Source organism: Curtobacterium sp. MCLR17_031 (genome assembly GCF_003234775.2).
GTDB classification, from domain to species: domain Bacteria; phylum Actinomycetota; class Actinomycetes; order Actinomycetales; family Microbacteriaceae; genus Curtobacterium; species Curtobacterium flaccumfaciens.
In genome coordinates this window covers 1,835,788-1,862,747 of record NZ_CP126270.1, presented here as the reverse complement: position 1 = coordinate 1,862,747, position 26,960 = coordinate 1,835,788, and the positions used below count along the sequence as shown (strand labels likewise).

The window sequence follows — 26,960 nt, the reverse complement described above, 5'->3', positions numbered from 1 at the left end:
CATGAGTCCATGTCAGACGGGATCGAAGCAGCAGCCGAACTCTTCAAGGCGCTGTCCTCGCCCGCCCGACTCCGGATCCTGTCGGCGTTGATCTCCCAGTCTTCCGACGTCGGCTCCCTCGCGGAAGCGACCGAGCTGTCGCAGCCCCTGGTGTCCCAGCACCTCCGCACGCTGCGGCTCGCGGGCATCGTGCAGGTCGAGCGCATCGGGCGGAACGCCGTCTACTCGCTGCACGACGAGCACATCGCCCACATCGTCGGTGACGCGGTCAGCCACGTCAGTGAGTCCGAAGCCGACTGAACCGCCGGCCGCGGGCAGACTGCGTTCAGCAGCAGTCGCAACGCTCGCGCTCGCGCTCCCCCGTCAGCGCCGACACCGGCTGCTTGCACGCGTCACCGCGCCAGGCCTCGAGTCCCTCGCGCACGGCGAACACGACCACGACCAGTCCGGCGAGCGGATCGGCCCACCACCAGCCGAACAGGCTGTTCGCGAGCAGGCCGAGCAGCACCGCCGCCGACAGGTAGCTGCAGATCAGCGTCTGCTTCGAGTCGGCGATCGCCGACGCCGAACCGAGTTCGCGTCCGGTCCGCCGTTCGACGAGGCTCAGGAAGGGCATGACCGCCAGGCTCACCGCGGCCAGGACGATGCCGACCGGACTGTGATCCGGCGACCGGACACCCGTGAAGGTCAGGACGGCATCGACACTGACCACGACGGCGAGCCCGAAGAACGAGATCGCGATCACCCGCAGCGCCGTTCGTTCCCGGGCCTCCGGGTCACGCCCGGCGAACTGCCACGCGACGGCCGCTGCCGACAGGACCTCGACGATCGAGTCGAGCCCGAAGCCGATCAGCGCGGTGGACGACGCCACCGAACCCGCGGCGATCGCCACGACGGCCTCGATCACGTTGTAGACGATGGTCGCCGCGACGATCCACCGGATCCGTCGCCGGAGCACGCCGACACGAGCCGGTGCGAGCGACACCGCCGCCGTGGTCACCGCTCGACCTCGCATCCGTCGTCGTCGGCGACGTCCACCGCCAGCACCACGTCGACCAGGGACTCGAGCGCACGGGTGAGGTTGCGGTCCGCGATCTCGTAGCGGGTCCGACGCCCCTCGGGCACGGCGACGACGATCCCGCAGCCGCGCAGGCACGCCAGGTGGTTCGACACGTTCGTCCGCGTGAGCTCGAGTTCCTCGGCGAGCCGCGCCGGGTAGCCGGGTCCGTCGAGCAGCCGGAGCAGGAGGCGCGCGCGGGTCGGGTCGGCGAGCGCGCGCCCGAGACGGTTCAGCACGTCGTGCCGCGAGGCAATGGTCAGCATGCGCTGACCATACATCGGGCCGCGCCGAAACCGCCACCGACCCGGACGACACGTCACGCCCTCGGACAGCGCTCGGGCTCAGACGTCCGAGAGCCGACGCCCGGTCAGCGCGTCGTTCCAGCTCGTGCGGCCGCTGGGAGCACGCGACTCGTGCACGCCGTCGTGGCCGCGTGGTCGATCACACCGCCAGCGGTCGAAGACGCTGCAGCATCGGTGGTCGGACTGGTGGTCGGTGTCGTGGTTCTCGCGCATCGCACCGATGAGACGTCACGACACAGCGTTTCGTCACGAACGGTCGCCGAACTCCCTGCATCACGAACGATGGTGAGCAGGAACGGTCGAGTCCCCCTTCAGCACCCGACCGTTCCTGCTCACCAAGCGCCCAGCGACGCGAGCGCAGCGCCCGCGACGCGAGCCCCCGCGACGCGAGCCCCCGCGCCTAGCGCTTCAGGTTCGTGAGCTCCTGCAGCACCTCGTCCGAGGTGGTGATGATGCGGGCGTTCGCCTGGAACCCGCGCTGCGCGACGATCAGGTTGGTGAACTCCTGCGACAGGTCGACGTTCGACATCTCGAGCGTCCCCGCCGCGAGCGAACCGACGCCCGCCGAGCCGGGGCCGCCGACCGTAGCACCGCCCGAGTTCGCCGTGGCGCGGTAGCCCGACGCCCCGGTCTTCTCGAGGCCGGCCGGGTTGGCGAACGTGGCGAGGGCGATGCGGCCGAGCGCGAGTGACGCGCCGTTCGAGAACGTCCCGGTGACGGTGCCGTCCTTCGAGATCGAGTAGCCCTGCAGCGCGCCGGCCTCGCGGCCGTTCTGCGAGCCGATCGCCGCGGTGTTGAGCGAGGCGAACCCGGTCAGGTCGCCCATGTCGACCCGGATGCCCCCGACGGCGAGGGTGCCGCCGGCGGTCAGCTTGCCGTCGGTGCCGAAGGTCAGCGAGGTCGTCGCGGTGGTGCCCTGGCCGTTGCGCCCGGTGACGTCCCAGCCGTCGGCGGTGCGCGTGTAGGCGAGCGACATCGTGTGCTTGGCACCCGAAGCGTCGTACACGGTGGCCTCGCGGGTGATGGTCTGGCCGACGGCGGTCTCCGACGGCAGGTTGCCGGCGACCGTGGCAGCGGTGGTGCGGACCGCCGGGGCCGCTGCTTCGAGCGGCAGCGTGATGTCGGACAGCTGGCCGTTCTCGTTGACGACGCCGTTCGTGGCCGGGTAGCCCTGCACGATCTTGCCGTCGGCGGTGACCAGGCGGCCGTTCGCGTCGAAGTCGAACGCACCGGCGCGGGTGTAGACGGTGTCGTTGCCCAGGCGGGTGACGAAGAAGCCGTCGCCCGAGATCATCAGGTCGGTCGCCTTGCCGGTGGCCTGCGCCGAGCCCTGCGAGAAGTTCGTGGAGACGCCGGCGACCTGCACGCCCAGGCCGATCTGGGCCGGGTTCGTGCCGCCGATGCCGGTCTGCGGTCCGCCGGCACCCTGGGTCATCTGCGACAGGGTGTCCTGGAACACGGTGGTCGACGACTTGAAGCCGACGGTGTTGACGTTGGCGATGTTGTTGCCGGTGACGTCGAGCATCTGCTGGTGGGAGCGGAGGCCGGAGATCCCGGAGTAGAGCGAGCGGAGCATGGTGCGTCCTTTCGGAGAGGCAGGAAGAGCGAGGAAGAACGAGGAAGGGAGCAGCGGGCGTCAGGACGCCGGAGTGGTGGTGGTGATGCCGGAGATCACGTCGAGAGCGACCTCCTTCCCGTTCACGGTGACCGTGGGGACGCTGTTCGCGTACGACACGGCCGAGGCGGTCCCGGTGACGGGCTTGCCCGAGTCGGCGTCGGTGTAGCTGACCTGCTTGCCGACGAGGTTCGCTGCGGCGATGCGCATCTGGAGCGAGAAGTTCTCGTTCCCCGTCGTGGTCTGGTTGGTGATCTGCTCCATCATCGCGAGCTGCGTCTGCTGGCCGATCATCTGGTTGGTGTCCATCGGCGACGACGGGTCCTGGTTGCGCAGCTGCGTGACGAGCAGCTTCATGAAGACCTCGGAGTCCATTGTCTGGGACTTCTGGGCGGTGGAGTTCGCGGCGAGGGCCGCGGCCTGCGCGGTCGGGTCGACGCTGCCGGTGATGCCGTCGATGGGCATGGTGCGTTCCTGTTCGTGAGCCGGATCAGGCGAGGACGTCGAGTCCCGCGGTGCGGATGGAGGGCGTGTGGGCGGTGGGCTGCGGACGCGGGGTGACCCGCGCCTCCAGGCCGGGGTCGCCAGGCAGCGCACGCGCGGCCGGACGCTCGTCGCGACCCGGCGCGTCCTGCGGCTGGTTCTGCGACGACAGGTCGAGCGTGGTGCTCACACCGGTGCCGGCGGCGTCGCGCCGCAGGTCCGGCAGGACCTGGCGGACGGCCTCGCGGCCGGCGTCCGAGGCGGCGAACAGCTCGACGTGCATGCCGTGCGCGGTGACGTGCGCGCGGACCGTGACCGGGCCGAGGCTGTCCGGCACGACCAGCACGGTGACGACGTGCTCGCCGGGGCCGGCCTGCGCGAGCGAGAACACCGGCCGCGCGAGCTGCTGGGCGAGCGGTGCCGGTGCCGGTGCGGTCGCCGCCGCGGGCGCGGTGGTCGGCGTCGTCGACATGACGAACGGCGTCTCGCCACCGCGGCTGGGGGCGACGGCCGGGAGGCCCGGATCACCCGGCGTCGACGCCTGCTGCTCCGTCCCGTGGCCGGCTCGGGAGCCGGTGCCGGCTGCCGGGGCGGCGGCCGCCACCACCGGCGCCTGGGCCGGCGTCACGGTCGCGGTGTCGCCGTCGGCGGTGCGAGTGGCGGCGGGGGCCGCGATCACGGCAGCGGCCGTCGGGGCGGTGGTCGCCGGGTCGCTCGTGGCCCTGGTCGTCGACGCAGCGGTCGTCGCGGGGGTGGCGCCGGCGACGGTCGTCGCGGGCGCGGCCCGAGACGCGGTGCCGGCGGGCGTCACGGCGGAGGTCGTCGCGGCGGTGGTCGCCGGGCGGGTCGTCGCAGCGGCAGCCGTCTCCGGTGCCGCGCCCGACGCCGGTGCCTGCTGCGGGGTCGCTGTGGCGGGGGCGGTGGTCGGCGCCGGGGTCGACGGGACCGGCGTCGAGGCGTCCCCCTCCACCGACGGCGGTGTCGTGGTCGTGGTGTCGATTGCTCCGGCGGTCGCCCCTGCTGCCACGACGGCGTGTGGGTCGTCGTCGGAGGTCTCGGCGGAGAGGCTGGCCGGAGCGATCGGTGCGGCCACGAGTCCGGCGGTGAGCAGCGCCTGCGCGTCGACGGGCGCTGCCTCGGTCGCGGGCACCGACTGGTCCGACGCGGACGCAGACGCAGACGCGGACGGCGTGGCACCGGTGCCCGGCGTCGCAGCCGACCCGTCCGCCGTTCGACCCTCGGTGTCGTCCCGCCCGGCAGCACCGTCGCCGGCTCGCCGCTCGGTCGCGACGGCGGCGGTCAGTGCCGCACCGAAGGACCCGGCAGCCGCGGGGTCGGACGCCGCACCCCGGGTGGAGCCCGGTGCGGTGGGCACGGACGGCTGGGTGGCGATGGTCAGGCTCATGCGGCACTCCCGGACTGCATCATGGACAGCAGCGCGGCGGTCTGCAGGTCGGTCGCGGAACGCGCTGCCGAGGCGGTCGGCGCGGCGACGGCCGCCGGGGCCGCCTGTGCGGGGACGATCCGGCGGATGGTCGCGATGTCGCCCTGGGAGTACCAGTTGTCGACGATCCGGACGTCCTTGCCGGGGCGCGGCGCGTGCAGCACCTTGCCGTCGCCGACGTAGATGACGACGTGGCCCTCGCCCTTCGGGATGATCAGGTCGCCGGGCTGCGCGTCCTTCAGGGAGCCGACCTCGACGCCCATCTTCGCCTGGTCCGGCACGACCCGGGGCATCGTGACCCCGAGGTCCTTGAAGACCGTCTGCACCAGGCCCGAGCAGTCCATCCCCGCGGTCGTCTCCCCGCCGAACACGTACGGGACGCCGAGGTACTTCTTCGCGTCGGCCACCACGTCGGCGCCGGTCGCACCGCTGCCGGTGGCGAGGGTGCCGGCACCGGCGTCGACCGAGGTCGCGGGGGCACGGGTGGCCGCCGGGGTCGCTGCGGCGGTCGCACCGGCAGCGCTCGCCGCGCCGGTCGTGCCGTCGGCGGTGGCGAGGGCGTCGGCGAAGGCCGAGGACCCCGCGGCACCGCTGGTGGCGGAGGCGCTCGGGGCAGCCGTGGCCGTCCCGCCGCGCAGCGTGTCGATCTGGGACCGGATCTCCGAGATCCGGGAGAGCACCGCTTCGACGCTCATCGGGTACCACCTTCCGTGCGGCGTCGTGCCGCGATCTCGTCGAGGGCGTTCTGTTCGGTCCGGAGTTCCTCGGCCGCCTGCTGCTCGGTGTGCTTGCCCTCGAGCTTCTCGAGGCCGACGGCGGCGCGACGGGCGGCGGTGTAGTCCTGCTGCGCCCGGTCGGCGTCGGCGCGGCGGTTCTGCACCACGGCGTCGAGCTCCTCGAGCATCCCGCGGGTCGCGGCACGGGCTGCGGCGACGGCGCTCAGGGTCGCGGCGTCCTGGATCGGCTGGGCGTCCTCGCTGTCCGCGAGGCTGCGGCGTGCGGCGATCCGGGCGTCGGCAGCGTCACGGACGCGCTCGTTCGCGGTGGCCAGCGTGGCGGCGGCACGGTCCTGTTCGGTGTGGCGCAGGCGCAGGAGCCCGGCGAGCGGGAAACGGCGGGCCATCACGACACCCCCAGCTGCTGCACGAGGCCGCCGAGGCGCTGCCAGGACGCGTCAGCCGTGGCCCGCTCGACCATGCCTTGACGTAGGAACGCGTCGATCGATCCCTGGTGGTCGACGGCGGCGTCCACGAGCGGGTTCGACCCGCGCTGGTAGGCACCGACGTCGAGCAGGTCCTGGGCCCCGGCACGGGCGGCCATCACCTTCCGCAGCACGGTGGCGGCGGCACGCTGCTCGGGTCGGGTGACCTTCGAGGCGACGCGGGACACTGAGCCGAGGGCGTCGATCGACGGGAAGTGCCCGGTGATCGCGAGCTTGCGGTCGAGCACGACGTGGCCGTCCAGGATGCTGCGGGCCGCGTCGGCGATCGGCTCGTTGTGGTCGTCGCCGTCGACCAGCACGGTGTACATGCCGGTGATGCTGCCGACGCGGTCGGTCCCCGCGCGCTCGAGCAGTCCGGCGAGCACCGAGAACGTCGACGGCGGGTAGCCCCGGGTGGCCGGTGGCTCCCCCACCGACAGGCCGATCTCACGCTGCGCCATCGCGACGCGGGTGAGCGAGTCCATCATGAGCACGACGTCCTGGCCGACGTCGCGGAACGACTCGGCGATGCGGGTGGCCACGAACGCGGCACGCAGGCGCATGAGCGCCGGCTCGTCGGAGGTCGACACGACGACGATCGAGCGGGCGAGCCCCTCGGGTCCCAGGTCGTCCTCCAGGAACTCGCGCACCTCGCGGCCGCGCTCCCCCACCAGGGCGATGACGTTGACGGCCGCGTCGCTCCCGCGCGCGATCATCGACAGCAGCGACGACTTGCCCACGCCGGACCCGGCGAACAGGCCCATGCGCTGCCCGCGGCCGACGGTGGTCAGGGTGTCGAGCACGCGGACGCCGAGCTGCATCGGGGTGTCGATGCGGGTCCGGGCCATCGCGCTCGGGGTGTCGTGGTCGAGCGGGACCCAGGTGACCGGTCCGCCGCCGGGACCCTCGAGCGGCCCATGGTCGTCGATCGGTCGGCCGAGTCCATCGAGCACGCGGCCGAACAGACCGGATCCGGTCGGCACGAGCACCGGGCGGCCGGTCGGCCGCGCCGGGGTGCCCGCGGTCACGCCGGTCAGGCGGCCGAGCGGCATGCAGCGGACGCCCGAGGCATCGGTGGCGACGACCTCGACCGCGGTCTGTTCGCCGTCCTCGGCGCCGACCGTGACGACCTCGCCCACGCGGGCGTCGAGCCCGGCGATCGTCAGCCCCAGGCCGACGGCGCTCGTGACGACACCGACCCGCTGGGGTGCGGCCCGCAGGAGCGCTTCGTCGAGACCGCGCGGACGGAGCAGCGTGGCGGTCACCGGTCGGCTCCCGTCGCGTCCACACCGAGGGCGGTGCGGGCGCGGTCGAGCGCCGTGGCGATGCGCGCGTCGAGCATGCCGTCCGGCAGGTCGACGACGGCGTCGCCGTCGCGCAGGGTGCCGTCCGCGACGACCGGCACCGGCAGGTCGAGGCCGGCGACGCGCGCGGCGTCCGCCGGGCTGAGCCGGACGGACACCGGGACCGTGCGGTCGACGGACGCGAGCGCCCGCCGGACGGTGGCCTCGGCGCCGGACGCGATCCGCGCCTCCCGGCTGCCCGGTCCGTCCGGACCGTCGGTGACGGTCGCGTCGTGTGCGGGCCTGGAGGCGCGGACCACGTTGCCGACGATCGCCTCGGCCAGGTCGACTGCCGCACTCGCGACCGACGCCTCGGCGTCCGCCAGGACGGGTGCGACCGTGGACAGCATGGCGTTCGTGGCGGCGTCGAGGACCGCGATCCGGCGGGCGGTGTCGGCCTGCAGCGCGGTGATCCGCGCGGCGTGCTCGGCCTCGAGCCGGGCGCGCAGGGCGTCGGTCTCGGCCTGCGCGGCCCGCAGGCCGGCGGTGTAGCCGGCCGCGTGCCCGCGGACGTCGGCGCTCGACGCACGCTCGCGTCCGGCGGGGTCGGCGAGCACCGGGAAGGCGACGCGGTGCACGACGGTGTCAGTCAACGAGCTCGTCCTCCTCGGCGCGGTGCACGGTGACGACGCCCCGGGCCTCGAGCTCGCGCACGGAGCGGACGACCTCGGCGCGGGCTTCCTCGACCTGCGAGACGCGGACCGGGCCCATGGCCTGCAGTTCGTCGTCGAGCAGTTCGCGGTTGCGCTCGGACACGTTCGCGCGGATGGTCTCGACGACCGGCCCGGCTGCGCCCTTCATGGCGGTCGCGAGGATCTTCGAGTCGATGCCGCGCAGCACCTGCTGGATGTCGCGGGACTCGAGCTTCACGATGTCCTCGAAGGTGAGCATGCGGGAGCGGATGTCCTCGGCGAGCTCCGGGTCGCGGGCTTCGAGTCCCTCGAGCACGGCCTTCTCGGTCGCGACGTCCGAGCGGTTGATGATGTCGACCAGGGGCGCGATGCCACCGACGACCTCGACGCTCTCGCGCGGCGACACGACGGCCCCGGCACGCTGGCGCAGCACACCGGCGACGATGCCGACGGCCTCGGGGGTCGCGCTGCCCATCGTGGCGAAGGCCTGGGCGACGTCGGTGCGGACACGCTCGTCGATCCCGGCGAGCACGGCACTGGCCTGCCCCGGACCCAGGTGGGCGAGCACGAGGGCGATCGTCTGCGGCAGCTCGCCCTCGAGCAGGGAGATGACCTGGCCGGGTTCGGCGTCGTCGAGGAAGTCGAACGACTGGCCGGCGAGGTTCGAGGCCAGACGGTCCATCACGCCGGCGGCCCGCTCGGCGCCGAACGACGCCTCGAGCAGCCCGAGGGCGGTCTCCTTGCCGCCGCGCTTCTGCAGGCGGCCGCTCATCGTGATCCGGTGGAACTCCGACAGCGTCTGGTCGACGACGGTGTCCTCGACGCGGCGCATCCGGACGATCTCGGCGGAGATCTCCTCGGCCTCCATCTCGGTGAACTGCTTCATCACCTCGGCGGCGCGGTCGGTCTCCATCTGCATGAGGATGAGCGCGACCTTCTGCGCACCGGTCAGCGCACGGTCGCTTGGACCGGAACCGCCGCCGGGGCTCGGCATGAGCGCGCTCACACCGGTGCCCGGTCGTCCAGGAGCCCGCGCAGGAGCTCGGCGGTGCGCTTCGGGTCGCGCTCGGCCAGGGCGGAGATGTCCTGACGGCGGCGCTCGGCGGTGATCTCCTCGGTCGTCAGCACCTCGGTGGGGGCGTCGCCGGCGGGCATCGCGGACAGCACGGCGGTCGGGGCGTCACCGGCACCGAGCGTCGCCCGGTCGTCGACGCCGTCCATCGCGAGGGGCAGCTGGAACGTCTCGCCGGCGAAGGCGTCGAGCTCGCCGAGGTCGACGGCCTCGCGCTCCTGCTTCCGGTTGCGACGGGCGACGAAGAACATGATCGCGATGACGGCGAGGACGATGCCGATCACGATGCCGGCGGTGCGGATCGACGACCACAGTGCTTCCTGCTGGTCGGCCTTCTGCTGGGCCTCCAGGGCCTTGGCGGCCTGGTCGGAAGCGCTGGTGTCGAAGTCCATCATCGCGACCTTGACCTGGTCGCCACGGTCCTGGTCGACACCCGCGGCGGCGGAAACCAGGTCGTTGATGCTCTGCAGGTTCGCGTTCTGCACGGCGTCGGCCTTCGAGTTCAGCGCGACCGAGATGGTCTGCCGGTCGAGCCCGCCCGAGGGGATCTGCGTGGTCTCGGTGGTGTGGTCGACGGCGTTGTTCTTCGTCGCCGACTCGTTCTTGTACCCGTCGTCACCGGTGCCGCTCGTCGCGGTGCCGTTCGGGACGGCGATGTTGTCCGGACCGAGGACCCCCGTCGCGCCGCTCCCCGCGCCGGAGCCCGCGCCGTACTCCTCGGTGGTGCTCGACTCGTTCAGTGCGACCGGACCCGAGGTCGGGCTCGTGTAGCTCTCGGACGTCCGGGTGCCGGACTCCTGGTTCATCGTCCCGGAGACCACGACGGTCGCGTTGCCGACGCCGAGCGTGGTGTCGAGCAGGTCCTGGATCTTCTTGCTCGTCGCCGCGTCGTAGTCGGCGGCCTGGTCCGCGCCGCTGCCGGTCGCACCGGTGCCGACGGCGGACAGGGTCTGGCCCTTCGCGTCGACGACCGAGACGTCGGTGGGCTGCATGCCCTCGACCGAGGCGCTCGTCAGGTGCACGATGGCCTGCACCTGGTCGGTGCTGAGCTGTGCGCCGTTGTCGGTCGCGATGAACACCGATGCGGTCGGGTCCTTCTCCTCGGAGACGAACACCGACTTCTCCGGGATCGCGAGCTGCACGGTGGCGGTCTGCACGCCGTCCATCGCGCCGATGGTCTTGGCGAGCTCGCCCTCCATCGCGCGCTTGTAGGTGACGTTCTGCTGGAACTCCGAGCTCGTCACGCCCATCTTGTCGAGCAGCGAGTAGCCGCCCTCGTTCGACGACGGCAGGCCGTTCGACGCCGCCTTGAGCCGCTCTGAGTACACCTGCGCCTGCGGCACGAGGATCGTCGCGCCGCCGTCGGTGAGCTGGAACGGCACACCGTCGGTCTGCAGCTGGTCCGTGATGGAACTCGCGTCCGCCGCGGCGAGCCCGGTGAAGAGCGGGGCGTAGGACGCCTTGCCGAGCCAGGACGCGAGGGCGATCCCACCGAGCACGAGCGCCGCGATCGCCAGGATCGCGATGGTGCGCTGGGCGGCGGAGAAGCCCTGCACGTAGGCGCTGACGCGAGCGAAGACGTTCTTGACGGCGACGGGCATCAGGCCTGCATCCTCATGATCTCGTTGAAGGCGTCGACGCCCTTGTTGCGGACGGCGGAGACGAGCTCAAGCGTGACCTGCGCGCGGGTGGCGGCGATCGTGGCGTCGTGGATGTCGTCGAGGTTGCCGGTCACGGCCTTGAGCGCGAGGGTCTTCGAGTCGCTCTGCAACGACTGCAGCCCGTCGACGGCGTTGCCGAGGCTCGCGGCGAACCCGCTGCCGTCGGTCGTCGCACCGGCGGCACCGGTCGCGTTCGTGCTGTCGCTGGACGTCCCCGACACACTGGTCAGGGCGTTCGTCATCGCGTTGGTGGTCACACCGTTCACGGCGTCGATGGGCATCAGTTCTTCCCGATCTGCAGTGCCGCCTCGTAGGCGGTCTTGGCACGGTCGACCACGGCGGCGTTCGCCTGGTAGCCGCGCTGGGCCATGATGAGGTCCGCCATCTGCGTGCCGAGGTCGATGTCGGGCATGCGGACGTAGCCCTCCTCGTTCGCGAGCGGGTTGTCCGGGTCGTAGGTCACACGGCCGGCGGCGCTGCCGAACGCGGCGCCCTTGACGTAGGCGCCGGAGACGCCGGCGCCCTCCTGCACCTCGACGTAGCGCGCCTGGAACGCGGTGTCGTCCATCGACTTCACGGTGTTCGCGTTGGCGATGTTGTCCGAGACGGCGTCGAGCCACTTCCGGTGCACGGTCAGGCCGGTGCTCGCGATGCCGATCGCGTCGAAGGTCGTCACGAGTTCGTCCGCATCGCCGCACGGACGCTGGTGAGCTCGGAGTTCATCGCCTGCGTGGCGAACTGGTACCGCAGCACGGTGTCGATGTTCGACAGCGTCTCCTCGTCGAGGTTGACGTTGTTGCCGTTCGTGTTCGTCGGCTCGAGGCTGCGCGCCATCGTCGGCGTGGTGGCGCCGTCGCCGTCCACGATCGACTTCGCCAGGGCGTCCTCGAACTGCACCTTCTCGGCGTGGTAGTTCGTCGTGTTGATGTTCGCGATGTTGTTCGCGATCACCTTCTGGCGCATCGACAGGCCGTCGAGTGCGCTCTGCATCGCGACGCTCGTCACGGAATCGAACACGGGGGTCCCCTCGTCAGGCGTCGTCGGTGCGACGTCGCCGTGCGGTGGTGGCCGATCCCTGGCCGAACTGGTGAGCGATCCGTGCTCGTGTGGCGCTATCGGAGCCCGTCGTCCGCCGCGTTAGGCGTCGCCCCGAACGGGGGGCGGTTCGGTGCGGGCCGGTGTCGCTCGTTGCGCGCGCCGGTAGTTGCACGCGCGTGGGAGCGACAGAGTCGCTGTCGTACGACAACGACGACGTCGCCCGTTGCGCGCGCCACCAGTTGCACGCGCGCGCAAGCGACAGGGTCGCCGTCGTACGACAACGACGACGTCGCCCGTTGCGCACGCCGGCAGTTGCACGCGCGCGCAAGCGACAGGGTCGCCGTCGTACGACGACGACATCGTCGCTCGGGGGCGCGGGTCAGGCGGAAGCGTCGAGGTACACGGAGCCGCGGGGCTCGCGCGTGGCGTCGACGGCGCGCAGGGCACCGAGGTGCTCCAGCGTCGAGCGGCGGTCCGCCTCGAGCACCGTCATGCGGTCCCGCTGCGCGGCGAGCAGCCGGGAGGCCCGTCCCACCAGGTCACGCGGCAGCGGTCCCAGCCCGGCCGGCTCCGACCACCCGGCCACGGCCGTGGAGTCGGCCGCCTGCCCGGCAGCGTCGCGCTCCAGGGACGTGAGCAGGGCCTCCCATGCGGCTCGTCCGTCGGACGGTTCAGGCGACACCGAGGGCTCCCCCGGTCGGCTGCTGCGTGGCGGGCGTCGCGGGCAGCGACGCGGCTGCCTCGTGCCACGACTGCCGCAGCGGCTCGAGGATCCGGATGCAGTCGCGGGTGGCCTGCACATCGCGGTGCACGTTCGCCGTGATGAGCGAGGTGGAGGCGTAGTTGTAGACGGCGAGCAGGCCCTCGCCGCCGTCCCAGACGTCGATCCGGAGCGTGCTCGAGAGCTCGCCGACGATCGCCTGGGCGTGCAGGAGCTGCTCGCGGGCCGCCTCCCAGTCAGCGACGACCTGTGCGGCCTCGGCACGGTGCAGGTCGAGCAGCAGCCGGTCGTAGAGCATCGTCACGAGCTGGGCCGGCGTCGCCGAAAGCACGGCCTCGTTCGTGTACTGGGCACGACGCTGGTCGGTGACGGTGCGCGGCTGGGCGGCCTGGCGGAAGGCGGCTGCCTGGAAGTCGAAGGTCATGGTCGTTCCCGTCAGCTCGAAGTCGATGCGAGCTGGCTGGCGAGCCAGCTCGACTGCGACTGGAGCTTGCTGAGGCTGGTCTCGAGGGATGAGTAGAGGGTCTGCAGCGAGGCCCGGCGCATCGCCAGCCGGTCGGTCCAGCTGTCGATCTGGGTGGTGAGGTCCTTGGCGACGGCCTGCTGCCCGGTGATGGACGTGGTGACCGAGCCGTCGTACTTGTCGGACGCGGCGGTGGCCGCGGCGCCGACGTTCGCGGCGACCCCGGAGAGCATCGCCTGGGTGGCCTTCGGGTCGGTGGCGAGGGCCTTCTGGAAGACCTCGGGGTCGAAGGTGAACGTGCCGTCCTTCGTGATCACGATGCCGATCGTCGACGGGGACTTGCCGTCGACCGGGGCGGACATCGTGCTCGTGAGCCGCTGCACCGCGTCGCGGGACGCACCGTCGCCGAGCAGGACACCGGCCTTCGTCGTCGTCGTGCCGGACGTCGCGCTGGTCGAGCTCGACACCGCGGTGTTCGTCTTGTAGTAGGCCGCGATCGCGTTCATCGCGTCGACGAGCCCGGAGGCCACGGACTGGGCCTTGGTGGTGTCCTGCGCGATCGTCACGGTGACGGGGTCGGTGGTGGCCTTCGAGACGGTGACGTCGAGCCCCGGGACGAGCCCGGTGAAGGTGTTCGTGGCGCTCGTGACCGTCTGCGCGGCGGCGGTGCCTGCCCAGAGGGTGACGCTGGCGTCGGTCGCCGCGGTGACGACGGCGGCGCCGGTCTCGGTGAGGACGTTCGTCGCGGTGCCCGCTGCCACGTCGTCGGCGCCGCCCCGGTACACCTGGAACCCGCCGGCCGCTCCGGTCTTCGCGGACGTGAGCTGCAGGCGGTAGAGCTTGGTGCCGTCGACATCGGTGCCGGCGGAGACCTTCGTCGCGGTGACGCCCGCACCGGACTTGTTCAGGGCGGACACGGCGTCGTCGAGCGAACCGGACGCCGGCGTCACGGTGGTCGACTTGCCGTCCGCGCCGACGATCGTGATCGGCTGCGCACCGGTCGACCACGTCGACATCGCGGCCGTCACCCCGACCTGGGCCGAGGCAGTCGATCCGACGGTGAAGCTGATGGAGCCCGCGGTCGCTCCGGTACCGGTGACGGCGGTGACGCTCGGCGCGGTGCTCGTCGCGGCGAAGAGGTCGAGCGACGAGGCCTTCGCGGCGTCCGCGGCCTTCGTGGCGAGCCCCTGGATCAACCCGTTGAGCGTCTGCAGTGACGAGATGAACGAGTTGGTGGTGGTGAGCTTGTTCTTGAGCAGGGTCTGCGGGACCCCCTCGACGCTCATCAGCGAGTTGATGAGGTCGGTCGTCTTGAGACCGCTGACCAGACCGTCGATCGCGAGGCTGGTGCTCGATGACACGGACGAGGACATCGTCGACACTCCCTGGCGTCGTGGAGGTGGTCAGGACGGCGAGGTCCGCCCTCCGCGCCCGAAGGGGCCCGGAGGGCGGACCACGTGATGGCTAGCGCAGGAGCGAGAGCACGCCCTGGGTGCTCTGGTTCGCCTGCGCGAGCATCGAGGTGCCGGCCTGGCTGAGGATGTTGTCGCGCGTGTACTTGACCATCTCCTCCGCCATGTCGACGTCGGTGATGCGCGAGGAGGCAGCGGTGAGGTTCTCCTTGGCCACGTTCGTCACGTTGATGGCGTGGTCGAAGCGGTTCTGGACTGCACCGATGCTCGAACGGGCGGCGGAGACGTACTTGATCTGCTCGTCGATCGCGGTGATGGCAGCCTGAGCGTTCGTCGCCGAGTCGAAGGTGAGCGCGCCGACCGCGGTCGACACGGACTCCACGTTCGACTTCGACAGGTCCACGTCGATCTGGCTCGCCGCGTCGCCGTTCGCGCCGACCTGGAACTTCAGGACGCCTGCGGCGCCGGCGGAGCCGTCGAGCAGGTTGATGCCGTTGAAGTTGGTCGACGCCGAGATGCGGGTGAGCTCCTTGGTGAGCTCGCCGACCTCGGTGGTGATCGCCGTGCGGGAGTCCGCGTTGTTCGAGTCGTTGCCGGCCTGGACGGCCAGGTCGCGCATGCGCTGGAGGATCGAGTGGGTCTCGGTGAGGCCACCTTCAGCGGTCTGCACGACGGAGATGCCGTCCTGCGCGTTGCGGGCGGCGACCGTGAGGCCACCGACCTGGGACTTCAGCCCCTCGGAGATCGTCAGACCGGACGCGTCGTCGGCAGCACGGTTGATGCGGAGGCCGCTCGAGAGCTTCTCGAGGGACTTCGACAGGTCGTTCTGCGTCGAGTTCAGGTTCCGGTACGTGTTGAGTGCCGAGAGGTTGGTGTTGATGGACATACCCATGGTGGTTTCCTCCGTGAATGTGGGTCGTGCGTCGGCCCGTCCGTGGGCTGACATGGATGACTCTCGACCGGTTGCCGGGAGTCGTTAGGGGATCGGCGGAGAAGTTTCCGCCGACGTCTCAACTCGCCGCGACCGCCGGTCCTGCTGCGGCGTCGTGCACCGCGCGCGCGACACCGGCGGCGGCGTTCGTGGCGACACGGGCGAGGTAGGCGCTGCGACGGGCCGCGGTGGTGCGGCTCGCGGGCTCGACGGTGGTGCCGTCGCCGTAGTGGGCGGCGAGACCGTCGTGGAGCAGGCGCATCGCCTCGGAGCGCTGCTGCGAGACGGCCGAGTGCGTGATGCCGAGCTCGGCGGCGACGTCGGTGACCGAGCGGTCCCCGAAGTAGACAGCCTCGACGATGAAGCGCATCCGCTCCGGCAGTGCCTGGACCGCGGCGCGGAGGTAGCGGCGCTTCTCGGTCTCGAGCAGGTCGTCCCCGGGGAGCGGCAGGTCCGCGGCGACGAGGTCGTGCACGGTCTCGTCGAGCGGCGCGACGGTGCGGGCGGCGTCGCTCATGGCGTCGACGGCGGTCTGCTTGTCGACGCCCATGGCATCGGCGATCTCCTGCGCACCGACGCTCCGGCCGAGGCGCGCGGACAGGGCCTCCTGCGTGGCGAGGGTCTCGCGGATCCGCTTCCGGGTGCCGCGGGACGCCCAGTCGGCCGAGCGCATGTCGTCCGCCAGCGCGCCGGCGATCCGGGTGCGGGCGTAGGCGCCGAACGGCACACCGAGGGTCGGGTCGAACGCCTCGGCGGCTGCGACGAGTGCGAGGGACCCGACGGCGGCGAGGTCGTCGCGGTCCAGGTGCGTCGCCCGGGAGCGGACGTCGGCCACGATATAGCCCACGAGCGGGAGGTGCTCCACGATCATCGCGTTGCGTTCGGTGCGGTCCATGCTGTTCCCCTGGTCGACCTGACGTGTGTCGGCTCACCCGTCCGTGGGCGCGACGGACGCCGGCCTCGGATGGCCGGTGCGTACGCCGAAGACCCGCCCGGGTCCCTCCGAGCGGTGCACCCGCATCGTTCCCGCGCGGTTCCGGGTGTCCCCCGGGGTGCGTTCTGAATGTATCGGCTGGCAATGCGCTGAGCAGGTGCACAACCGTCCCCAGTGCGGGGGTGTCAGGCCCGATTTTCGGTCGGCATTTGGGGGGACTCAGGGTCGGGAACGCTCGTTCTTGTCCCCCGACGGGGGTCATCGGGTCACAGCGTCGACGAGTACGCGGGACGGCACTCGGCAGCCGGGGCTTACGGTCGCGGTCACCGAGTCGATAGGTCCCGGTGTCCGCAGGATGACGGACCGGGGGCCACCCCGACGAACCACCACCTGGGAGGAGCTGATGAGCGTGAACGACCTGTCCGCCGTGCTCTGGCGCGAACGCGAGCTGCTCGAACTGCTCACCTTCAAGCTCGAGGAGGAGCAGCTCCTGCTCACCGCGGGCCGCTCCCGCTGGGTGTCGCACGCCAGCCGCGAGGTCGAGCAGGTCCTCGACCGGCTCCGCAGCACCGGTCTCGAACGCGCCGCACAGAGCGCCGAGGTCGCCGAGGAGTGGGGCGTCCCCGCCGACGCTCCCCTGCGCGACGTCGTCGCCGCGGCGCCGAACGGGCCGTGGGGCGAGATCCTGTCGTCGCACCTCACCGCGATGGTCGAACTGACCACCCAGATCGGCGCCCTGCGCGACGAGAACGACCGGTTCCTCCGTGCCGCCGCCCAGGCCACCGAGGAGACCCTGGCGGGCACCGTCACCGGTGCCGCCACCTACGACGCCAGTGGCACGTCCGGCGCAGGCCAGGACGGCGCCCGCCTGTTCGAGGGGACGCTGTAGCACCGTGGTCAGCACCTTCGGATCCCTCGCGACGGCCTACTCCGGCCTCGCCGCCGCCCGTGCCGGCATCGACGTCACCGGCCAGAACATCGCGAACGCCGGCACCACCGGGTACACCCGGCAGCGCGTCACGCAGAACTCGATCCCCGCGACCCAGACCGGGTTCATGCGGGGCACCGCGGCCCTCGCCGGCCAGGGCGTCTCGGTCGACGGCATCGCCCGCCTGGCGTCCCTCACGCTCGACGCCGGCGTCCGCGTCGCCGCCGGTTCCTCGGCCTACGCCGATGCCCGCGCCACGGCACTGTCCGCCCTCGAGACCGGGTTGCACGAGCCCGGCAAGGACGGCCTGAGCGCCAAGCTCGACGGGTTCTGGTCGTCCTGGAGCGAGCTCGCCAGCCACCCCGACGACCCGGGTGCCGCCAGCGCCGTGCTCGGGGCCGCCGGCACCGTCGTCTCCGCGCTGGCCGCCGGCTCGAAGGCCGTCGACGCGCAGTGGTCCTCGGTGCGCGGCACCCTGACCGGGCAGGTCGCCCAGCTGAACGGCGCCGCGGAACAGGTCGCCGACCTGAACGGCCGGATCCGCACCGCGCTCGCCTCGGGCGGCAACGCCAACGAGCTGCTCGACCAGCGCGACCAGCTCACACAGCAGATCGCCACGCTCGCCGGCGGCACCACCCGGACGAACGCCGACGGCACGGTCGACGTGCTCCTCGGCGGCAACCCGCTCGTGCAGGGCACCGACGCCCGCTCGGTCGCCCTCGGCGGCGGCGAGCGTCTGGCCGACGGCACCGCGGTCACCCTGACCTGGACCACCGGAACGGCCGGGGCGGTCGGGCTGAGCGGCGGCTCGATCGGCGGCGCCCTCGCGGTCCTCGCGCCGGCGTCCGGCACCGGTACCGGCGGCGCACTCGCTGAGGCCTCCGCGTCCTACGACGCCGTGGCCACGCGGCTCGCCACCACCGTGAACACCCTGCACGCCGCCGGGACCACCCCGGCCGGCACCACCGGCGCACCCTTCTTCTCCCTGGCGGCCGGCGTCCCCGCCGCCCAGGCACTCGGCGTCGTCCCCACGGACGCCAGTGGGCTGGCGACGCGGAACGCGGCGGGGGAACTCGACGACTCGTTCGCCGACGCGCTCGCGCGACTCGGGGCGTCGTCGGACGGTGCCGACCAGGTCTGGGCGACGTTCGTGGCGGGGGTGGGCACCGCCTCCAGGTCGGCGACGTCGGAATCCACGATGACCGGACTCGCACTCACCAACGCACGCACCCAGCAGCAGTCGAGCGCCGGCGTCGACCTCGACGAGGAGAACGTCAACCTGCTGAGCTACCAGCACGCGTACCAGGGCGCGGCGCGCGTCCTGACCGCGGTCGACGAGATGCTCGACACCATCATCAACCGCGTCGGACTCGTCGGGAGGGGCTGATCGTGATCACCCGTGTGACCACCCAGATGTCGATGGCGGCCGCGTCGGCCCGGCTGCAGGCCGGGGCCGCGCGGGTCGCCGAGCTCACCGACCAGGCCACGACGCTGCGTGCGATCCAGAAGCCCTCGGACGACCCGGTCGGTACCGCGTCGTCGATGCAGGTGCGCAAGGAGCAGGCCGCTGCGGCGCAGTACGCGCGGAACGCGAACGACGCCGCGGCCTGGCTCGCGACCACCGACAGTGCGCTGTCGAGCGTCTACTCGGTGCTCAACAACGTTCGCGACCTCACCGTGCAGGCCGCGAACTCCGGCACGATGAGCGACACGAACCGCGACGCCTTCGTCACGCAGTTCCGGTCGCTCAAGGCGGACCTCGAGGCGCGTGCCAACACCACCTACGGCACCCGCTCGGTGTTCGCTGGATCGTCGACCGCTGCTGCTGCCTACGACCCCGCCACGGGCTGGGCGGCCGCCGGCACCGACGTGTCCCGGCGGATCGGTGACGGCACGACGGTGCGCGTCGACACCGCCGGCACCGCGGTCTTCGGGTCCGGTGACGACTCGGTGTTCGCGGTGATCGACTCCATCGTCAACGACCTGCAGAACGGGGTGAACGTGAACGCTCGGATCAACGACGTGGACGGCGCACTCGGGACCGTCCGCGGCGCCCAGGCCGACGTCGGGATCCGGCACGCCGCCGCGCTCACGGCGCAGGACTCGCTGAAGTCCGCGACCGTCTCGCTCGAGAGCCGTCGCGCCGACATCGAGGACGTCGACCTCGCGAAGGCCGTCCTCGACCTGCAGGTGCAGCAGACCAACTACCAGGCAGCCCTCGCCGTCACCGCGAAGGTCCTGCAGCCGACCCTGATGGACTACCTCCGATGAGCATCTCCCTGACCTTCGCCGTCCCGCCGTTCGGGCTCGCCCCCGCCGCGGCCTTCGAGCTGTCGCCGGTCGACGGCGCCGAGGGGCTCTTCACGCTCGTCGGCGACGACGCACGGCTGTTCCTGCTCGACGCCGCGGTGCACCTGCCGTCGTACGCGCCGGAGCTCACCGACGAGCAGGCCGCCGGGCTCGGGCTGACCGACCCCGCCGACGCGATGCTGCTCGTGGTCGCGAACCCCGGTGCGTCCGGCACCACGGTCAACCTGCTCGCGCCGATCGTCGTGAACGCCCGGACGGCCGTGGGCGCGCAGGTCATCCTCGAGGAGCAGGGCCTGCCGCTGCGGGCGGAGCTCGCGCGGGTGTAGGTGGCGCCGGGTTCACACCCGTTCTGCGACATTCCACCAGTCGTTCGACGCGTGGATCGTCGGAAGATGTGCACGCAGAGGTTGCGTGTGCATGTGACGACAAGACACGAGTCGTTCGACGCGTGGATCGTCGCACGATGCACGCGCGTTGCAGATGGTCAGTCCTGCACAGGTCGTCGTCGCCGCCCGACTCTCCACAGATTGGGCGATGGCGAGGGCTGGGCCACGAGGTTCGGCGAGCCTGGTGTCATGTCCAGAGCGAACGACGTCGAACTGATCCGCACGACGGGTGCGACCCCCGCCGAACGCCGCGCGCTTGAGCGCGATGTCCGCCAAGGACGGTACGAACGCCTCCGCCCCGGCGTCCTCGTCCGCCCGGGCGCACTCGAAGGGATGCACCCGGGTGAGCAGCACCACGTGCTCGTCCGGGCCTCGGCGCACCGACTCCGAGCGACCGATGTCGTCTCACACCAGTCTGCGTGCGCGGTCCTCGGACTCCCGTTGATCGGGGCAGCACCACCCAAGGTGCACCTCGCCGATCCGACCACGACGCACACCCGCGTCACGGCGTGGTTCGTCCGGCACGGTGCACAGGAGCGGCCACCCGCAGTCCTCGTCGATCAGCACGCGACCCCCACGACGACGGCCGCGAGGACAGCCATCGACGTCGCTGCGACGCGCTCCTTGCTCGAAGCACTCCCCGTCGTCGATGCCGTGCTCTCCCGTCGGCTCGCCGACCGTGAGGCGCTGGACGCAGAACACGCATCGCTGGCCTTCGCCCGGACCAAGGCGGGGATCGCGGTGGGGATGGGGTCGGCGCTGTCGGGTTCGCCCGCGGAGTCGGTGTGCCGGGTGCGGTTCCGAGAGCTGGGTGTGCCCGAGCCGGTGCAGCAGCACGTGTTCGCCCGGGCCGGATCGGCCACGGCGGTCGTGGACTTCTGGTTCCCCGACCAGGGCGTCGTGGTCGAGGTCGACGGCCGCGCGAAGTACGAGGACCCGGCGCTGCTCGACGGGCGATCCACCGCGGACGCGCACTGGCGCGAGAAGCGACGTGAGGACTTCATCCGGTCGTTCCCCGAGGTCCGGGCGGTCGTGCGGCTCTCGTGGGCCGACCTGATGCGGCCCGACCGGGTGCGGGCCGCCCTCCGGCGTGCGGGTGTCCCGTGCTGAGACGGCGTGCCCGACGATCAGCGCGGGCGGCGTGGCGCATCCGGGTGGTAGGTGCGCTGACGCTCGATCCGCGGCCGACCGGACGCTTCACCGGCGTGCGCCACCCCACCGACCACGACCTCGCCGAGTCCCACACGCACACCACGGACCGGCCCGGTGCCCTTCACCACGCCGCCGCGGTGGTCCGGGTCGGGCTCGCGGTGGTCGCCGCCGTCCTCGAGCTCGACGTCGCGCACGGACACCGGACCGAGCACCTGCGCGCCCGCGCCGATCCGCGCCGGCCCCTCGACGAGACACCCGGCCGTCAGGCGAGCCCGACCGCCGATCACGACGTCGGACCCGTCCGCGACGACGGTGACGGGGCCCGGACCGAATTCGGCGCCCGCCCCGATGTGCACGGTCGCCGCAGACGCGACGATGGTCACCGGCCCTGGTCCGAGTCGTGCTCCGGAAGCGACGGAGATCACGCCTCCGTCACGGGTCTCCAGGGTCGTGGACGGGTGCAGCACGGCGCCGGGCCGGACGGAAACACCCGCCCCGATCAGGACGGACCCGGGGTCGAGCACGCGGACGTCCGGTGCGAGTGCGGTGACCTCGTGGACTGTCAGGAACCCGGCCGCGCGGCGAGCGATGTCGAGGGCTTGCGCTGTCCGGTCGCTGTCCATCCAGCGAGCCTCCCACATGCCCGGCGTACGGTGAGCGCATGGCCCGCTCCCCGAAGGACCAGGCGATCGTGCCCCTGCCGAACGCCCAGGTCTCCCCCACGTCAGACGACTCCAGAACCCCGCAACCACAGCAGCCGGCCGGATGGGTCAAGTTGCTCGACCGTGCCATCAGCGTGCAGCGGCCGGCGGTCGTGGCGCACGTCAAGGCGATCCGCCGCCGCAAGCCCGATGCCACGCCCGCCGAGGTCATCCAGATCCTCGAGCGGCAGTACCTCACTGCCGTGACGACCGGTGGTGCCGCAGTTGGTGCGAGCGCCGTGATCCCGGGCGTCGGGATGGTGGCCGCGCTCGGACTGAGCGGTGCAGAGACGATCGGGTTCCTCGAGACCACGGCGCTGTTCGCCCAGTCGGTGACCGAGGTGCACGGGATCGCGCTGGACGACCCGGAGCGTGCCCGCACCCTGGTGATGGCGATGATCCTCGGCGCCCCGGGGACGCAACTGATCAAGCAACTCGGTGGTCAGATCGCCGGTGGCCAGGTCCGGACCGCGTTCTGGGGCGAGATGGTGACCTCGTCACTCCCGAAGCAGATGGTGAACGGCATCGGCGGACAGGTCCGAGACCAGTTCATCAAGCGCTTCGCCATCCGACAGGGCGGGTCGGTGCTCGGTCGGGCCCTGCCGTTCGGTATCGGCGCAGCCGTCGGTGGCCTCGGCAACCACGCGCTGGGTCGCAAGGTGATCCAGGCGTCGCGGACGGGTTTCGGTATGCCGCCGGCGCAGTTCCCGATCGTGCTGACCGTGACCCCCGCGGCGGAGAAGACCCGCCGCGCACTGCCGTGGAAGCGCGGCGCGGGCAAGGACCAGGACCTCTGGACCGAGCCGGGCAACGACGACCGCGGCATGAAGCGATGAACCCCTGCGCGAAGCGCTGAACCAGCGTCCGAAGCGCTGACGCAGAACGGCCCGGGCACGCTGCCCGGGCCGTTCGTGTGTCTGTGTCGAACCCCGTGTCCTAGAAGGACCGCACCGGCGTCGTCACGACCTGCCCGGCGTGGGCGAACCCGCCACCGAACCCGAAGAGCAGGGCCGGCACCCCCTCCGGCAGGTCACCACGCTCCCAGGCCTTCGACAGGCCGAGCGGCACACTGGCGGCCGAGGTGTTCCCGGACTCGACGACGTCACGGATGACGAACTTCGACTCCCCGCCGAGCGCGGTGACGAGCGGCTCGATGATCCGCAGGTTCGCCTGGTGGAACGCGAACACCTCGATGTCGTCCATCGTGAGCCCGGCGGCCTCGACGACCTTGCGGGCGTGCCCCTCGGCCTCGGTGATGGCCCACCGGTAGATCGAGCGACCCTCCTGGTTGAAGCGCCCCGGCGATCCTTCGACACGCACGGCGTCGAGCAGGTGCGGCACGCTCCCCCACGACACCGGGCCGATCTCGGGCGTCTCGGCGACCCCGAGCACGGCGGCACCGGCCCCGTCGCCGACGAGCACGCACGTCGACCGGTCCGTCCAGTCGGCGATCCCGGACAGCACCTCGGAGCCGATGACGAGCGCGACGTCGGCCGAACCGGTGCGGATGGACTGGTCGGCGAGCCCGAGCGCGTACTCGAACCCGCTGCACGCGGTGTTGATGTCGATCGGCGCCGGGCCGTTCGTCATGCCCAGTGCGGCGGCGACGCGGCCTGCCGTGTACGGGGCGCGGTCCTGATGGGTGGTGGAGGCGACGATGACGAGTCCGACGGCCGAGGGCGACACCCCGGCGTCGGCGAGGGCACGGCGTCCGGCCTCGATCGCCATCGACGTCACGGTGTCGTCGGGCCCGGCGATCCGACGCGTCTGGATCCCGGTGCGGGTGCGGATCCACTCGTCGTTCGTGTCGACCATCGTCGACAGCTCGTCGTTGGTCAAGACACGTTCGGGCTGGTGATGTCCGAACCCGAGGATCCGGCTGCCGCGGAGTGCTGGGATGTTCATCGTCGGCACGTTACCCCCTCACCCCACCGCCGCATGCCGAGCGGGGCATGCACGGCACCCACGCACCCATGGTCACTTCCGCGCGGCAGCGGTCGCGCGGTCGTTCGCCTTGCCGATCGCCTCGACCAGCTCGTCCTTCGTCATCTTCGAGCGGCCGCTGACGTCGAGCCGCTTCGCGACGTCCATCAGGTGCGCCTTCGAGGCGTTCGCGTCGACACCGCCCTCGGTCTTCCCGGATGAGCCCGAGCCAGCACCACGCGAACCGGCGGCACCGGAGTCGGACGGCCCGGAGGACTCCTTCTCCTCCCAGTGGTCGCCGACCTTCTCGTACTCGTGCTTCACGGCGGCGAACGCGGTGCGGTGCGCCCGCTCACCCGGGCCGTACGTCTCGTTCGCCGAGTCCAGTGTCTTCTCGAAGATCTCCTGCGCGTGCTCCGGGGACCGCTGCAGGGTGCTGGGGATCTCGTCCTTGGCTGGCATGGCTGCTCCTCTCGAGTGGTCCACCCTGACTACTCCGACCAGCACAACGAGAGCCAAGCACCGACCGGTACTCCCAGGGCCTGGCGCCGGCAGCGCGTCACGAGTAGACCCGTCTCATGGACTACACACACCTCGGTCGCACCGGTCTGTCCGTCTCCCGCGCCGTGCTCGGCACGATGAACTTCGGCCCGGAGACCAGCGAGGACGACTCGCACGCGATCATGGACCGGGCCCACGAGCTCGGCGTCAACTTCTTCGACACCGCCAACGGTTACGGCGGCTCGGTGGGCAAGGGTGCCACCGAGGAGATCATCGGACGGTGGTTCGCCAAGGGTGGCGGTCGCCGCGAGAAGACTGTCCTCGCCACGAAGGTCTACGGCGAGATGACCGACTGGCCGAACGGCGGCAAGCTCAGCGCCCTGAACATCCGGCAGTCGCTCGACGCGAGCCTGCAGCGGCTGCAGACCGACCACATCGACCTGTACCAGTTCCACCACGTCGACCGTGCGACGCCGTGGGACGAGATCTGGCAGGCGATCGACGTCGCCGTGCAGCAGGGCAAGGTCCTGTACGTCGGCTCGTCGAACTTCGCCGGGTGGCACATCGCCCAGGCGCAGGAGGCAGCGAAGCGCCGGAACACCTTCGGCCTGGTCAGCGAGCAGTCGATCTACAACCTCGTGGTCCGCGACGTCGAGCGCGAGGTCCTGCCCGCTGCCCGCGCGTACGGCCTCGGCGTGATCCCCTGGTCGCCGCTGCAGGGCGGCCTGCTCGGCGGCGTCATCGAGAAGGCCGAGAACGGCTCCCGTCGGCTCTCCGGCCGCAGCGCCGAGTACGTCGACGCGCACCGCGACCAGCTGCAGTCGTACGAGTCGTTCGCGAAGGAGCTCGGCCACACGCCCGGCGAGTTGGCCCTCGCCTGGCTGCTGCACCAGCCCGGCGTCACGGCGCCGATCACCGGCCCCCGCACGATGGAGCAGTGGGAGTCCGCGGTCCGCGCCGTCGACATCCGCCTCGACCAGCGTGCGCTGGACCGCCTCGACGAGATCTTCCCGGGGCACGAGACCTCGCCGGAGGACTACGCCTGGTGACGGAACCGGCGGAACCAACGGAACCAGCGGAACCAGCGGAACCACCGGTACCAACGGAACCAACGGGTCGCTGACGCGACCATCTGCCTGGAGGCGCGGTGCGGGCCGGACCCGCACCGCGCCTCCCGGCCGTGGTCACGTCGAGAACGCGACCAACGCAACGACGACGGGCCCCGCGCTGCTGTGTGCGCGGGGCCCGTCGTCGTGCGGTGGTGGAGCGTGTCTAGCGGACGCTGACCGGGCTGTCGTCGGTCTGCTCGTAGAGGACGTAGCCCTCTTCGCCGTGGACCGCGGTGTCGATGCCGGCGACCTCGTCCTCGGTCTTGACGCGGAAGCCCATCGTCTTCTCGATGGCGAACCCGATGACCAGGGCGAGCACGAACGAGTAGACGCCGACGGCGAGGGCCGCTGCGGCCTGCTTGCCGAGCTGCTCGAACGAGCCCGAGTAGATCAGGCCGGTGTCGTTGGCGAAGAAGCCGAGGAACAGCGTGCCGAAGATGCCGCCGACCAGGTGGACGCCGACCACGTCGAGCGAGTCGTCGAAGCCGAGACGGTACTTCCAGTCGATCGCGAAGCAGCAGACGATGCCGGCGAGGAAGCCGAGCAGGATGCCCCAGCCCGGGGTCAGCGCGGCACAGGCCGGGGTGATCGCGACGAGGCCGGTGACGGCACCCGAGGCGGCACCGACGGAGGTCGCCTTGCCGTCCTTGAGCTTCTCGATGAGCAGCCAGCCGAGGATGGCGGCGGCCGGGGCGGCGAGGGTGTTCACCCAGGCGATCGCGGCGATGCCGTCAGCAGCACCCTCGGAGCCGGCGTTGAAGCCGAACCAGCCGAACCACAGGATGGCGGCACCGAGCAGGACGAAGGGCGGGTTGTGCGGCTTGTGCGCGCCCTTGGCGAAGCCGACGCGCTTGCCGAGGACGATCGCCAGGGCGAGACCCGCTGCACCGGCGTTGATGTGCACCGCGGTGCCACCGGCGAAGTCGATGACGCCCCACGTGGCGGCCCAGCCCGAGGTCAGGTTGAAGACCCACGAGGCGACCGGGAAGTAGACGACCGTGACCCAGACGCCGGCGAAGACCATCCACGCGCCGAACTTGGCGCGGTCGGCAATGGCGCCGGAGATGAGCGCGACGGTGATGATCGCGAACGTTGCCTGGAAGCCGACGAAGGCCATCGACGGGTACGCCGCCTGGATGTTCGAGGACTGCGCTTCCTCGAAGGCCTGGCCGAGGCCGATCTGGTTCCAGTCGATGCTGAAGAACCCGACCACACCGGAGACCGCCGTGCCGTCGCCGTGGTTGGCGAAGGCGATCGCGTAGCCGTAGACCACCCAGAGCACGCTCACGAGCGCGATCGCACCGAACGACATCATCATCATGGAGATGACGGACTTGGCCTTCACCAAGCCGCCGTAGAAGAAGGCCAGGCCGGGTGTCATGAACAACACCAGCGCAGCCATCACCAACACGAACGTCGTGTTGCCCTGATCAAGCATCTGCTCACCTCTCGATTGCACGAGCGGCTCTTGGACCGCCTCGGGTGTCACAGAGTCTGGCGAGGCGAGGTTTCACGAGGGAGCACGAACTGTTTCGCGGATGTAACGCGACCACGCCGTTTGTAAACGTCGTGTTTCCGACGGCCCGATGTCCCCTGCACGAGGGGCACGAGACCGCCGTGGACAGATCGGTCCGGACG

At 71.5% G+C, this 26,960-nt stretch carries 32 protein-coding genes; 8 read left to right on the top strand and 24 right to left on the bottom strand.

The features are described from left to right. Positions 1-9 precede the first annotated feature (9 nt). Positions 10-300, top strand: coding sequence for an ArsR/SmtB family transcription factor (locus tag DEI96_RS08880; RefSeq protein WP_111022841.1), 291 nt, complete (start codon positions 10-12; stop codon positions 298-300). Positions 301-325: 25 nt separating this feature from the next. Here the strand turns inward: DEI96_RS08880 and DEI96_RS08875 are convergent, their stop codons facing one another. The 20 genes from DEI96_RS08875 to DEI96_RS08780 form a co-directional block, all read right to left on the bottom strand. Then, positions 326-1,000: a cation diffusion facilitator family transporter gene (locus tag DEI96_RS08875; RefSeq protein ID WP_502866296.1), complete on the bottom strand. Its 675-nt coding sequence runs from the start codon at positions 998-1,000 to the stop codon at positions 326-328. Further along, on the bottom strand, positions 997-1,323 hold the full coding sequence (gene cmtR / locus DEI96_RS08870; protein WP_111022839.1) for a Cd(II)/Pb(II)-sensing metalloregulatory transcriptional regulator CmtR: 327 nt from the start codon (positions 1,321-1,323) through the stop codon (positions 997-999). The genes DEI96_RS08875 and cmtR overlap by 4 nt, the downstream gene beginning before the upstream one ends. Before the next feature lie 78 nt (positions 1,324-1,401). Next, positions 1,402-1,575 (bottom strand): hypothetical protein, encoded by a 174-nt coding sequence (locus DEI96_RS08865; protein WP_181440489.1) that lies wholly within the window; start codon positions 1,573-1,575, stop codon positions 1,402-1,404. A 187-nt stretch (positions 1,576-1,762) separates the two neighbouring features. Then, positions 1,763-2,938 carry a flagellar hook protein FlgE gene (locus tag DEI96_RS08860; RefSeq protein ID WP_110863826.1) on the bottom strand — a complete coding sequence of 392 codons (1,176 nt, stop codon included), beginning with the start codon at positions 2,936-2,938 and terminating at the stop codon, positions 1,763-1,765. Positions 2,939-2,998: 60 nt separating this feature from the next. After that, complete coding sequence (locus tag DEI96_RS08855) at positions 2,999-3,442, bottom strand: flagellar hook assembly protein FlgD (RefSeq protein WP_111022838.1); 444 nt, start codon at positions 3,440-3,442, stop codon at positions 2,999-3,001. 25 nt (positions 3,443-3,467) lie between these two features. Then, complete coding sequence (locus tag DEI96_RS08850; protein WP_111022837.1) at positions 3,468-4,865, bottom strand: flagellar hook-length control protein FliK; 1,398 nt, start codon at positions 4,863-4,865, stop codon at positions 3,468-3,470. Next, positions 4,862-5,599 (bottom strand): C40 family peptidase, encoded by a 738-nt coding sequence (locus DEI96_RS08845; protein ID WP_111022836.1) that lies wholly within the window; start codon positions 5,597-5,599, stop codon positions 4,862-4,864. The genes DEI96_RS08850 and DEI96_RS08845 overlap by 4 nt, the downstream gene beginning before the upstream one ends. After that, a complete protein-coding gene (locus tag DEI96_RS08840; protein WP_111022835.1) occupies positions 5,596-6,027 on the bottom strand; it encodes a flagellar FliJ family protein in 432 nt (143 codons plus the stop codon). The genes DEI96_RS08845 and DEI96_RS08840 overlap by 4 nt, the downstream gene beginning before the upstream one ends. Then, entirely contained in the window at positions 6,027-7,370 is a 1,344-nt protein-coding gene (locus DEI96_RS08835) for a FliI/YscN family ATPase (RefSeq protein ID WP_111022834.1), read from the bottom strand. The genes DEI96_RS08840 and DEI96_RS08835 overlap by 1 nt, the downstream gene beginning before the upstream one ends. Further along, on the bottom strand, positions 7,367-8,041 hold the full coding sequence (locus tag DEI96_RS08830; RefSeq protein ID WP_111022833.1) for a FliH/SctL family protein: 675 nt from the start codon (positions 8,039-8,041) through the stop codon (positions 7,367-7,369). The genes DEI96_RS08835 and DEI96_RS08830 overlap by 4 nt, the downstream gene beginning before the upstream one ends. Then, positions 8,034-9,086: a flagellar motor switch protein FliG gene (gene fliG / locus DEI96_RS08825; RefSeq protein ID WP_258372758.1), complete on the bottom strand. Its 1,053-nt coding sequence runs from the start codon at positions 9,084-9,086 to the stop codon at positions 8,034-8,036. Before fliG ends, DEI96_RS08830 begins: the two co-directional genes overlap by 8 nt. Then, positions 9,083-10,753, bottom strand: a complete 1,671-nt coding sequence (fliF, locus tag DEI96_RS08820) for a flagellar basal-body MS-ring/collar protein FliF (protein WP_111022832.1) — start codon at positions 10,751-10,753, stop codon at positions 9,083-9,085. The genes fliG and fliF overlap by 4 nt, the downstream gene beginning before the upstream one ends. Beyond that, positions 10,753-11,094 carry a flagellar hook-basal body complex protein FliE gene (gene fliE, locus DEI96_RS08815; RefSeq protein ID WP_027465513.1) on the bottom strand — a complete coding sequence of 114 codons (342 nt, stop codon included), beginning with the start codon at positions 11,092-11,094 and terminating at the stop codon, positions 10,753-10,755. The genes fliF and fliE overlap by 1 nt, the downstream gene beginning before the upstream one ends. After that, complete coding sequence (locus DEI96_RS08810; RefSeq protein WP_017886136.1) at positions 11,094-11,489, bottom strand: flagellar basal body rod protein FlgC; 396 nt, start codon at positions 11,487-11,489, stop codon at positions 11,094-11,096. The genes fliE and DEI96_RS08810 overlap by 1 nt, the downstream gene beginning before the upstream one ends. Continuing rightward, positions 11,486-11,830, bottom strand: a complete 345-nt coding sequence (locus DEI96_RS08805; RefSeq protein ID WP_111022831.1) for a flagellar basal body protein — start codon at positions 11,828-11,830, stop codon at positions 11,486-11,488. The genes DEI96_RS08810 and DEI96_RS08805 overlap by 4 nt, the downstream gene beginning before the upstream one ends. Before the next feature lie 400 nt (positions 11,831-12,230). Next, positions 12,231-12,533, bottom strand: coding sequence for a hypothetical protein (locus DEI96_RS08800; protein WP_111022830.1), 303 nt, complete (start codon positions 12,531-12,533; stop codon positions 12,231-12,233). Beyond that, on the bottom strand, positions 12,523-12,996 hold the full coding sequence (locus tag DEI96_RS08795; protein WP_111022829.1) for a flagellar export chaperone FliS: 474 nt from the start codon (positions 12,994-12,996) through the stop codon (positions 12,523-12,525). The genes DEI96_RS08800 and DEI96_RS08795 overlap by 11 nt, the downstream gene beginning before the upstream one ends. 11 nt (positions 12,997-13,007) lie before the next feature. Further along, on the bottom strand, positions 13,008-14,396 hold the full coding sequence (gene fliD / locus DEI96_RS08790) for a flagellar filament capping protein FliD (protein ID WP_258372756.1): 1,389 nt from the start codon (positions 14,394-14,396) through the stop codon (positions 13,008-13,010). A 103-nt stretch (positions 14,397-14,499) separates the two neighbouring features. Continuing rightward, positions 14,500-15,339: a flagellin N-terminal helical domain-containing protein gene (locus tag DEI96_RS08785; protein ID WP_071403929.1), complete on the bottom strand. Its 840-nt coding sequence runs from the start codon at positions 15,337-15,339 to the stop codon at positions 14,500-14,502. Positions 15,340-15,457: 118 nt separating this feature from the next. Continuing rightward, on the bottom strand, positions 15,458-16,273 hold the full coding sequence (locus tag DEI96_RS08780; protein WP_111022828.1) for a sigma-70 family RNA polymerase sigma factor: 816 nt from the start codon (positions 16,271-16,273) through the stop codon (positions 15,458-15,460). 442 nt (positions 16,274-16,715) lie between these two features. On the opposite strand from DEI96_RS08780, the gene DEI96_RS08775 reads away from it, so the two are divergent. The 5 genes from DEI96_RS08775 (at position 16,716) to DEI96_RS08755 (ending at position 21,046) form a co-directional block, all read left to right on the top strand. Continuing rightward, positions 16,716-17,201, top strand: a complete 486-nt coding sequence (locus DEI96_RS08775) for a flagellar protein FlgN (protein ID WP_071403931.1) — start codon at positions 16,716-16,718, stop codon at positions 17,199-17,201. A 4-nt stretch (positions 17,202-17,205) separates the two neighbouring features. After that, positions 17,206-18,627: a flagellar hook-associated protein FlgK gene (flgK, locus tag DEI96_RS08770; RefSeq protein WP_111022827.1), complete on the top strand. Its 1,422-nt coding sequence runs from the start codon at positions 17,206-17,208 to the stop codon at positions 18,625-18,627. Between the two features lie 2 nt (positions 18,628-18,629). Next, positions 18,630-19,511 (top strand): flagellin N-terminal helical domain-containing protein, encoded by an 882-nt coding sequence (locus DEI96_RS08765; RefSeq protein ID WP_111022826.1) that lies wholly within the window; start codon positions 18,630-18,632, stop codon positions 19,509-19,511. Next, on the top strand, positions 19,508-19,876 hold the full coding sequence (fliW, locus tag DEI96_RS08760) for a flagellar assembly protein FliW (protein ID WP_111022825.1): 369 nt from the start codon (positions 19,508-19,510) through the stop codon (positions 19,874-19,876). Before DEI96_RS08765 ends, fliW begins: the two co-directional genes overlap by 4 nt. Before the next feature lie 249 nt (positions 19,877-20,125). Next, on the top strand, positions 20,126-21,046 hold the full coding sequence (locus DEI96_RS08755; RefSeq protein ID WP_111022824.1) for a hypothetical protein: 921 nt from the start codon (positions 20,126-20,128) through the stop codon (positions 21,044-21,046). A gap of 17 nt (positions 21,047-21,063) precedes the next feature. Here the strand turns inward: DEI96_RS08755 and DEI96_RS08750 are convergent, their stop codons facing one another. After that, positions 21,064-21,711, bottom strand: coding sequence for a hypothetical protein (locus DEI96_RS08750; RefSeq protein ID WP_146246882.1), 648 nt, complete (start codon positions 21,709-21,711; stop codon positions 21,064-21,066). Positions 21,712-21,749: 38 nt separating this feature from the next. Between DEI96_RS08750 and DEI96_RS08745 the strand changes: the two genes are divergently transcribed. Then, complete coding sequence (locus tag DEI96_RS08745; RefSeq protein ID WP_181440488.1) at positions 21,750-22,625, top strand: hypothetical protein; 876 nt, start codon at positions 21,750-21,752, stop codon at positions 22,623-22,625. A 100-nt stretch (positions 22,626-22,725) separates the two neighbouring features. Here DEI96_RS08745 and DEI96_RS08740 read toward each other — a convergent pair whose 3' ends face one another. Then, positions 22,726-23,694, bottom strand: coding sequence for a beta-ketoacyl-ACP synthase III (locus tag DEI96_RS08740; RefSeq protein WP_111022822.1), 969 nt, complete (start codon positions 23,692-23,694; stop codon positions 22,726-22,728). 72 nt (positions 23,695-23,766) lie between these two features. Beyond that, positions 23,767-24,174, bottom strand: coding sequence for a ChaB family protein (locus tag DEI96_RS08735; protein WP_110863841.1), 408 nt, complete (start codon positions 24,172-24,174; stop codon positions 23,767-23,769). A gap of 116 nt (positions 24,175-24,290) precedes the next feature. On the opposite strand from DEI96_RS08735, the gene DEI96_RS08730 reads away from it, so the two are divergent. Continuing rightward, positions 24,291-25,262 carry an aldo/keto reductase gene (locus DEI96_RS08730; RefSeq protein WP_111022821.1) on the top strand — a complete coding sequence of 324 codons (972 nt, stop codon included), beginning with the start codon at positions 24,291-24,293 and terminating at the stop codon, positions 25,260-25,262. 223 nt (positions 25,263-25,485) lie between these two features. On the opposite strand, the gene DEI96_RS08725 is transcribed toward DEI96_RS08730, so the two are convergent. Continuing rightward, positions 25,486-26,760: an ammonium transporter gene (locus DEI96_RS08725; RefSeq protein ID WP_110859596.1), complete on the bottom strand. Its 1,275-nt coding sequence runs from the start codon at positions 26,758-26,760 to the stop codon at positions 25,486-25,488. Between the last annotated feature and the right edge of the window lie 200 nt (positions 26,761-26,960).